We start from the raw sequence: 1,225 nt of genomic DNA on the forward strand, positions 1-1,225 counted from the left end.
TGGGCCGGGCTGGTTTTTAAGACCGGGCGGTTTGAGTGCCTTCCTGGGTTTGGTGCCATTGGTTGGCGTACTCAGTCGGCGGGATAAACCCTAGGCTCGAATGAGGATGATAGGTATTATAGCGCTTCGACCACAGTCGCAGGCAACGCGACGCATGGGCGGGGTCGTCGAACATCTCGTCCTCTCACAACTCGTAGCGTAGCCGGTTGTGGAAGGACTCCACAAACCCGTTATGCCATGGCATTCCCGGTGGGATGAACGCCTCGACAGTGCCTTGCTTAGCAGCCCAACTAGCCAGCTCACGGCTGATGAACTCCGGGCCGTTATCCATACGTAACACCCGAGGCCTGCCACGCACAGCAGCTCACGTTCTCCAGCAGGTCAATCACCGCAGTAGCAGTAATTGACCGAGCGACCTCGAAACCAACATGCTCACGGGTAAACTCGTCGATCACGTTGCAGATCTTAAAAGGCTTTGCCCTGGTAGTCGCTATCGAACTGGAAGTCCAGTGCCCACACGTGCCCCGGACATGTCGCTGGCTGCGTACGCGGCGTTGGCACAGGCAAGCACCGTTGCTTACCAGCTTTGCAAGCACAAGCCCGCAAACCCTCCTGGCGCCACAGCCGGCGCACCACATCACGGCCACAGGTAAAACCAGCTGGCCTGGGCTTTCACCCAAGCACGGCGATAGCCCCAGCGTCGGTGCTCACCAGTGAAAGTGACGAGCCACCTGCGTAGAGCAGCGTACTTATCCACGCTGGGCTGCTGGTGGCGTGTGCGGGCGTTGTAGTACGCCGCTCTAGATACCCCGACCACGCGACAGGCAAAGCGCACCGAATAGCCCACGGATACAGCGTAATCAATGGCTTCATATTTGCGTGCCGGGGTCAGAATTTTCCCTCCGCAAGCTCCTTTAGTAGCGCTTTTTCCAACTCGGCTTCTCCGAGTAGGCGGGTAAGCTTGGCGTTTTCTTCCTGCAGTTCTTTAAAGCGGCGGGGTTTACTGCGGGACATCTCGCCGTACTGCTTGACCCAGCGACGGTAGGTTGCCTCGCTAACACCGAGGTCGCGGCAGACTTCGGCTAAGGTACTACCCGAGGCCTTCATGGATCGGGCTTTATCAAGTTTGGCCACGATCTGCTCAGGAGTGTGTTTTGAAAACTTCTTCATGATTATCAGTCTTCCTGCCCAACAAGGGGCTGTCACGGAAGACACGATCAAACCA

At 57.3% G+C, this 1,225-nt stretch carries 1 protein-coding gene and 1 pseudogene; both read right to left on the reverse strand.

Translation table 11 applies throughout. The features are described from left to right. Window positions 1-16 precede the first annotated feature (16 nt). Window positions 17-358: pseudogene (locus tag ABRP66_RS11595) on the reverse strand (transposase). 530 nt (window positions 359-888) lie between these two features. Beyond that, on the reverse strand, window positions 889-1,170 hold the full coding sequence (locus ABRP66_RS11600) for a transposase (protein ID WP_284783285.1): 282 nt from the start codon (window positions 1,168-1,170) through the stop codon (window positions 889-891). Between the last annotated feature and the right edge of the window lie 55 nt (window positions 1,171-1,225).

Origin of the sequence: Corynebacterium sp. KPL2680, from assembly GCF_040225675.1 — a bacterium.
Lineage (GTDB): Bacteria > Actinomycetota > Actinomycetes > Mycobacteriales > Mycobacteriaceae > Corynebacterium > Corynebacterium rhinophilum.

Coding starts and splice junctions, on each gene's coding strand:
- ABRP66_RS11600 (WP_284783285.1), bottom strand. CDS start 1,170: ATGAAGAAGTTTTCAAAACACACTCCTGAGCAGATCGTGGCCAAACTT.